Here is a 7,890-nt window from a genome sequence, read left to right on the forward strand (position 1 = left end):
ACGCTCCCAGGGGGTCGGGTGGGTGGGCCCGACCGATTAAACCAAGGAGAGCTGACGGGATGTCACGGGTGGGTGGTCACTCCCGGGGTCAGGTGGTAGCGCTCCGGGCGGGGGTGCCGGCGCCGCTCGGCGGGGTCCAGGGCGTCGCGGCGGTCCAGCCAGGCCGTCAGGCGCTCGCGGGCGGTGCGGTCGCGCTCGGGGTGGTGGTTCCGGTCGCTGTCGGAGGAGTCGGGCGTCGCGGTCGGGTCGGACTCGCGGAGCAGCACCCGGGTCGGACGGTCGGCGCCGTCACCGGGCAGGACGTCGAGCACGGTGAAGCAGGTGCCCGGTGCGAAGACCACCTCGGCCTCGTCGCTCGGCCCACCGAAGAGCGTGGTCCGCCGGCCGGTCGCCGACCAGACGGCGAACTCCACCGGGGTGCCCAGCACGACCGCGGGCGAGGTCACCCCGGCGACGGCGGCCGGCTCGGCCAGCACGCTGCCGGGGACGTAGGCGGCCAGCTCGGCCTCGCTCACGGGCGCGCCCAGCAGCACCGCGCCGTGGTGGCTGGGCAGTCGGCGTAGCCCGGAACCCAGGCAGGTGAGGAAGGCGGTCAGCGGGCCGGACCGCGCCGAGCGGGCGGCGGCGGCCAGCTCGGCCCGGGAGGCGGGCAGGCCGCCGTCGGTGTGGTGGAGCAGCACGGCGACCAGGTCGGGCTTGACGTCGTCCTGCGGCGTGGAGCGGAGGGCGGGGAGGCGGGCGGCGAGGTGGTCGGCCTTGCTCGCGATCCGCAGGTACTGGTCGCCGAGGAGCTCCTTCACCGCTTCGCGGGCGGCGGGCGGGCTGACCCGGGGGAGCGGGACGAGGGCGGCGGGAGTGAGGGGGGTGGGGGTGGAGGTGACGGGCGCGCTGGTGGCGGGGGTGGGTGCCGGCTCGGGGGTCGGGGCGGGGGTTGGCTCTGGTGCGGGGGTGGGAAGGGGCTCGGGGGTCGGTTCGGGCTCGGGGGCGGGCTGCGGCTCGGGTGCCGGTGCGGGAGGCGGGGTTTCCACGGGTGCGGGGGGCTGGACGGGGACCGGAAGCGGTTCGGGCACGGCGACCGGCTCCGCCATGGTGACGGGGACGGGTTCGGGCGCGGCGACCGGCTCCGCCATCGTGACGGGGACGGGGACGGGCGCAGCGGCCGGCTCCGGCACAGCGGCCGGCGCGGGCGCGGGCGCGGCGACCGGGGTCACCGGGGCACCGCCGTCCGGCGTGAAGCCGAGCCACTCCAGCCCCTGGAGCCGCGCGACGAAGCGGGCCACCGCCGCCACGCTCGGGTCCGCCGGGGCGTGGGCGAGCAGGCCGAACGGCCGGCCGCCGTGCTCGGGCAGGTCGGTGACCAACTCGCCGAGGCGTTCCCAGACCTCCTCCGTGATCGGCCGCTCCCGGTCGCCGACCACCAGCAGCGGGCGCAGCGGGTCCGGGGCGAGCAGTCGCGGCGCCTGGTCGTGCGGCCGGTCCTCGGGACGCAGCCAGAGCCCGGCCGGGACCGCCTCCAGCAGCCAGCCGGGCAGCGCGCTGAACAGGGCCGGACCGGGGGAGTGCCAGCCGGCCGGGCAGGCCAGCCAACCGGAGCTGACGACCCGCCGGTGGCCGACCACGGCGGTGAGTTCGGTGAGGAAGGGCTGCCAGGTCGGGTTGCCGTCCCGGTCCAGGACCCGGGGAGCCGGGCGGCCGTCCGGAGCACGCAGCGGCAGGCCGATGGCCGCGCGCACGGTACGGCCGAGCCGGTCGGCGACGCCGCAGGCCATCGCGAGCAGGTCGCTGGGCGGGGCCCAGGGCGCGCTGATCAGCAGGTCGCCGGTGCGGGGCAGTCCGGCGGCGGCCTCGGCGAGGTCGGCCGCGGGGAGGGTCGGCGCCTCGGGCGAGCCGACCAGCAGGACCAGCGCACCGGGGCCGGACGCGGCGAGCGGGAAGGCGGCGGGCATGGGGGTGTCCGCGGCGGCGCGGGCCCGGAACCAGTAGCCGGCGGGGAGTTCGGTGACCGCGCACTCGCCGGGTCGGGCGGCGGGCAGCGGCGTGGCGGGGGGCGGCACGGCGGGTGCGAGCGCGGGGACGGGTGCCATGGGTGCCATGGGTGCCGTCGGCGTGGCGGCGGGCGCGGCTGCCGGCGGAGTCGCGGGCGTGGTTGCGGGCGCCGCCCCCACCCCCGCCGCCGGCCATGCGGCGCCCAGCGACCACGGGCTGCCGTCCGGCGGGCAGTGCCACCAGGACGCCTGGCCTCCCGGCTGCGCCGGGCGGACCCGCAGCGTGCCGTCGGGCTCGATGGCGACCAGGCCGTCGGGCGCGATCACCGGCAGCCCGGCCCGCTCGGCCATCCGCTGTGCCGGGCGCCGGCCGTCGGCCGTCGCGGTGGCCAGGCCCGAGGCGGCGATCAACAGGGCGGCCGCGCCACGGGTGGTGGCAGTGCCGGCCAGCGCGGCGAGTTCGGCGCGCAGGACAGTGGGCGCGTCGGGCGCGGCGGCGACCACGATCAGCGTCGCGGCGGCGGCCGGCACCGGGGCGAGCGCCTCGGCCAGCTCGTCGGCGCCCCCGTCCGGGCCGGGCGCCGGCGCGGCGATCACGAAGTGCGGGCCGACCGGGCGCAGCACGGCCGGTGCGGGGTCGTCGTCCCAGTCCTCGACGCCGTCGTCCGCGGCGTACCCGTCCTCGGGGTGCTCGTGGTCCTGCTCGTAGCCGTCGTCGGCCGTCGCCTCGGGGCGTCGCACGGCACCGCGCAGGCGGTTGGCTGCCGCCTTGGCTCCACGCCGCAGGCCTGTGGGCCTCCTCGGGCTCATCCGGCTACTCCGTTGTTCGACACCGTTCGATCGGAGATCGCACCCCGCGACCTCCTCCGGGGACAACACGGACGGCGGCCCGTCCCGGGTTCACCGGGCCGAGCCGCTGCGCGGTAACCGTCCGAGGGTGGGTGCGCCGGGTGGCCGGGCTGACCGCTGCCGGCAACCCCGTGCCCCCGCCGCTCACCGTGCCGCCGCCCGCTCCCTCACTCCTTCGCCGCCAGGGCCGTCTGCACCTGCACCGTGCGCCGCCGGGTGATGTACATCCCGCGCCCGGCCGGGAACTGCCGCGGCTTGAGGTTGCCGAACAGGAAGCCCTCGCTCGGCGGGCAGGAGAGCAGCACCGCCGGCGTGTTGACCTCCTGGAGCTTGCGCAGCAGTGGGTCGTTCAGGCCGCGGGCGGCGCCGTTGGCGCTGCGGGCGACGATCAGGTGCAGGCCGAGCTCGGCGCCCTGGGCCAGGTGGTCGAGGACCGGGGCGAAGGGGTGGGCGCCGGTGCCCGCACCGATCAGGTCGTAGTCGTCGACCACGATGAACAGCTCGGGACCCTGCCACCAGTCGCGCAGCTTGAGCCGGGCGGGGCTGATGTCGGCCGACGGGACCCGGTTCTTCATGGCCTGCGCCGCGCCGTCGACGATCTGGCGCAGCACGTCGACGGCGACCGCGTAGCCGAGCCGGTGCGACTCGGGGACCGTGTCGTACAGCTCGCGCCGGAAGTCGACCAGCATGATCCGGCCCTCGTTCGGCGCGTACGCGCTGGTGATCGACCGGGTCAGGTGCTTGAGCAGGTTGGTCTTGCCGGACTCGCTGTCGCCGATCACGATCAGGTGCGGCGACTCCTCGAAGTCGTGCCAGAGCGGCTCGACCTGGGTGTCCTCCAGGCCGATCGCCACCTGCAGGCGGCCGCGCGGCGCCGGCAGGGTGTCGGCGTCCAGGCTGAGCGGCAGCATCCGCACCTCGGGGGCCCGGGCGCCGGTCCAGTGGTCGGCGACGGTGTCCACCAGTTCGGCCACGCCCTCGCCGAGGTCGGTGCCGGCGCCGTCGCCGTCCATCCGGGGCAGCGCGGTGAGGAAGTGCATCTGGTCGTCGGTCAGACCGCGGCCGGGGATCTTCGGGACCTTGCCGGCGGCCCGCATGTTGATCTGCGAGTCGACCGGGTCGCCGAGCCGCAGCTCGAACCGGGTGCCGAGCAGGTCGCGCAGCGCGCCGTTGACCTCGCCCCAGCGGGTGGTGCCGATCACCAGGTGGATGCCGTAGTTGAGACCGCGCTGGGCGATCAGGGTGAGCACCGGGGCGACGTCGGCGAACTCCTGGCGGACGGTGTTCCAGCCGTCGATCACCAGGAAGACGTCGCCGTACGGGTCGTCGGCGAACTCGCCGGCCGCCCGGCGGCGGCGGAACGAGGCGATCGAGTCGATGCCCAACTCGGCGAAGCGCAGTTCGCGGCGCGCCAGCACGCCGTTGACCTCGGCGATGGTGCGGATCACCCGCTCCGGGTCGTGCCGCCCGGTGACCCCGCCGACGTGCGGCAGGCCGCGCAGCGAGGAGAGCGTGCCACCGCCGAAGTCGAGGCAGTAGAACTGCACCTCGCGCGGGGTGTGGGTGAGCGCCAGGGCCGCCATCAGGGTGCGGATCAGGGTACTCTTGCCGCTCTGCGGGCCACCGGCGATGCCGACGTGGCCGCCGGCCGCCGAGAGGTCGGCGGTCATCAGGTCGCGCAGCTGGTGGAACGGACGGTCGATCAGGCCGACCGGCACCTTCAGCGCGCCGCGGCCGGACCAGCCGTCGGTGGTCAGGCCGTGCTGCGGGTGCGGGGCCAGCGGGGGTAGCAGCTCGTCCAGGGTCGGCGGGACGTCCAGCGGCGGCAGCCAGACCCGGTAGGCGGGCGGGCCGGCGTCGGCCAGCTTCTCGGCCGCCAGGTCCAGCAGGCTCCTGGTCTCCTCGTCGACCTGGGTCTCCTCGACCACCACCGGCAGGTGGCGCGGCGCGACGTACTCGGTGCCGTAGGCGACCACCTGGCCGGCCACCACCGCCTGCTGGGCGGGCCGCCGCTTGAGCCGGTACGGGCCGGAGACGTAGGCGGCCTTGAACCGGGTGAGGGTGGAGATGTCGCTGCGCAGGAAGCCGTTGCCGGGCTGCGAGGGCAGCTGGTAGGCGTCCGGCACGCCGAGCACCCCGCGGCTCTCCATCGCGGAGAAGGTGCGCAGGCCGATCCGGTAGGACAGGTGGGACTCCAGCGCGGTCATCCGGCCCTCGTCCAGGCGCTGCGAGGCGAGCAGCAGGTGCACGCCGAGCGAGCGGCCGAGCCGGCCGATCATCACGAAGAGCTCCATGAAGTCGCGGTGCGCGGCGAGCAGTTCGCTGAACTCGTCGACCACCACGAAGAGCACCGGCATCGGCTCCAGCGGGGTGCCGGCCGCGCGGGCCGTCTCGTACTCCAGCAGCGAGCTGTAGTTGCCGGCCGCCCGCAGCAGCTCCTGACGGCGCACCATCTCGCCGTGCAGCGCGTCGCGCATCCGGTCCACCAGCGAGGCCTCGTCGGCCAGGTTGGTGATCACCGCGGAGGAGTGCGGCAGCTTGTCCAGGCCGAGGAAGGTGGCACCGCCCTTGAAGTCGACCAGGACGAAGTTCAGCACCTCGGAGGAGTGCGTGACGGCCAGCGCCAGCACCAGGGTGCGCAGCAGCTCCGACTTGCCGGAACCGGTGGCGCCGATCAGCATGCCGTGCGGGCCCATGCCGCCCTGCGCCGACTCCTTGATGTCCAGCTCCACCGGGCTGCCGTCGCCGGAGATGCCGAGCGGCACCCGCAGCCGGTCCGCGATGCCGCGCTGCGCCCAGGTGCGGGCCACGTCGTGCTTGTACAGGTCGGGGATGCCCAGCAGGGTGGCCAGGTCGAAGTCGGTGGTCAGCGGCTCGCTGGCCTCGGCGGTGTCGCCGATCCGGTAGGGGGCCAGCCGGCCGGCCAGCCGGTGGGCGGCGCGCAGCGACAGGGCGTCGGGGCGGCCCAGGTCGGTCGGGTCGTCCTTGCGGTTGCGGTCGGCGCCGACCATGACCAGCGAGCCGGCGTCGACCCGCAGCCGCAGGGTGAAGCGCGAGGGCTTCCACTCCAGGGTGTCGCCCAGGTCCAGCAGCGTGGCGTTGCGGTAACCGGCCAGCGCGGCCCGGCTGGTGGCGGGGACCTGCGGTCCGTCCAGCACGATCAGCGTGTACGGCTCGTCGCGGCTGGGCTGGGTGTCCGGCTCGTACGGCGGCCGGGCGGCGAACTCGTCACCCAGCAGCTGCTCCAGCTCGCCGATCGAGCCGGCCACCAGGCGCAGCGGGCCCGCGCCGTCGGTGTCCACCGGGTGCAGCGCGTGCGGCAGCCACTTGGTCCACTCCCACTCGGCGCGGTGCGCGGAGTCGGTGACCACGGCGATCCGCAGCTCGTCGGGGGCGTGGAAGAGCGCGAGCTGGGCGACCATCGAGCGGGCCAGCGCGCGGGCGGCGGCGGTGTCCGGGGCGTCGTCGGGGCCGGTCGGGTCCGCCGAGCGCAACAGCACGTGCGCGTAGCCGCGCAGGTAGACCGCGATCGGCTGGTCGGCCACCGTGCCGTAGGCGTGGATGAAGCGGCGCAGCGCGTGGGCGCAGAGCGGCTCCAGGTCCTCCACCGGCTTGGTGGCCAGCGGGGCCAGGCGCACCGCGAGCCGCTGCGGGCCGGTGCCGATCCGCACGTCGCCGAAGTCGGGGTGGGTGCTGCGCCGCTCCCACAGCCGCGAGGTGCGCACCAGGCCGGCGAGCTCGGTCGGCTCGGGGTGCCGCCAGGCCAGCGCCTCCTGCTGCCTGACGATGTGCCGGCGGACCTGGCGGCGCATCTGCGAGAGGTAGCGCAGGTAGTCCCGGCGCTCGCCGCGCAGTTGGCGCTTGCGGTCGCCGGCGCCGCGGATCAGCTGGGTGACCAGCATGCCGACGGCGGACAGGGCCATCATCCCGACGCCGATGTAGGTCATGGCGCCGCCCGAGCCGCCCGGCTTCAGGAAGATCATCACCATCGAGAGCGAGCTCAGCGCCATCGGCGCCATGGTGATCACGCTGGACATGCCGCTCTGCGGCTCGGGGAGGGTCGGTGGCTCCTGCAGCTGAATCTCCCCGTCGGGCATCTCCGGGCCGGGACGCCGGGCAGGGCGGTTGACCAGGACCACGCTCAACGAAAACGCTCCTCGACTCGGGGACGGCCGAACCGGCGCACCCGCAGCGGGCAGGCCGTCACCCGGCAAGCACGGACGCGGTGGGTCCGGAGGTTCACCCGCGGTCCGATCTCGATCCCGGGTGAACGCGACGGCGCCCGCCGCTCGTAGTGGCCAGTGGGGGCGCGCCCCCAGGAGTCGCGTCGGAGTTGGGAGACCCGTGAACAGTAGTGCCGTCGCCGGGCTGTGCCGGCTGAGGTTCCGCACGCCCGAGCGGGTGTTCGAACTCGCGGTGCCGGTGGACGTGCCGATCGCCGACCTGCTCCCGGCCGTCCTCGGCTACGCCGGTCCCGAGGTGGAGGAGAAGGGCGCCGACCACGGCGGCTGGGTGCTCCAGCGGCTCGGCGGCGAACCGCTGGACGAGGAGCTGGCCCCCGACGCCCTCGACCTGCAGGACGGGGACGAGCTGCACCTGCGCCCGCGCCGCGAGGCGCTGCCCCCCGTGCACTTCGACGACCTGGTCGACGGCGTGGCCACCGGCATGCAGGAGCGCGGCGACTCCTGGCGGCCCCGGCTCACCCACCACTTCGCGCTGGCGATGGCGCTCACCGCGCTGGCCGGCGGGCTGGCCCTGCTGCTGCTCCCCGGCGCGACGCCGGTGCGCGAGCTGGCCGCGCTGGTCACCGGCGTGCTGCTGCTGGCCGGTGCGACCAGCGCCTCCCGGGCGGTCGGCGACGCCGGGGCCGGCATCGCGCTCGGCAGCGCGGCGGTGCCCTTCCTGGCGCTGGCCGGTGCGCTGCTGCCGAGCGGCGGCAGCGGCAGGTCCACCAGGTGGCCGGGGGCTGTGGGGGTGTCCCAGGTGGTGCGGTCGGCGGCGGCGCCGGCGCAGTGGGCGGCGCCGAGCGCGTCCAGCAGGCCACGTCCCTCGCTCT

3 protein-coding genes are annotated in these 7,890 nt (G+C 75.9%); 1 reads left to right on the plus strand and 2 read right to left on the minus strand.

The window, feature by feature from the left end:
• Nucleotides 1–62: 62 nt before the first annotated feature.
• Complete coding sequence (locus ACQRUO_RS27810) at nucleotides 63–2,795, minus strand: hypothetical protein (RefSeq protein WP_428318835.1); 2,733 nt, start codon at nucleotides 2,793–2,795, stop codon at nucleotides 63–65.
• A gap of 206 nt (nucleotides 2,796–3,001) precedes the next feature.
• The gene (gene eccCa, locus ACQRUO_RS27815; protein ID WP_428318836.1) at nucleotides 3,002–6,979 is read right to left on the minus strand and encodes a type VII secretion protein EccCa; all 3,978 of its coding nucleotides are present in this window, start codon (nucleotides 6,977–6,979) and stop codon (nucleotides 3,002–3,004) included.
• Nucleotides 6,980–7,178: 199 nt separating this feature from the next.
• On the opposite strand from eccCa, the gene eccD reads away from it, so the two are divergent.
• The coding region (gene eccD, locus ACQRUO_RS27820) for a type VII secretion integral membrane protein EccD (RefSeq protein WP_428318837.1) at nucleotides 7,179–7,890 on the plus strand (712 nt) is incomplete at its 3' end.

This window comes from Kitasatospora sp. LaBMicrA B282, from assembly GCF_050325825.1.
Classification (GTDB): domain Bacteria; phylum Actinomycetota; class Actinomycetes; order Streptomycetales; family Streptomycetaceae; genus Kitasatospora.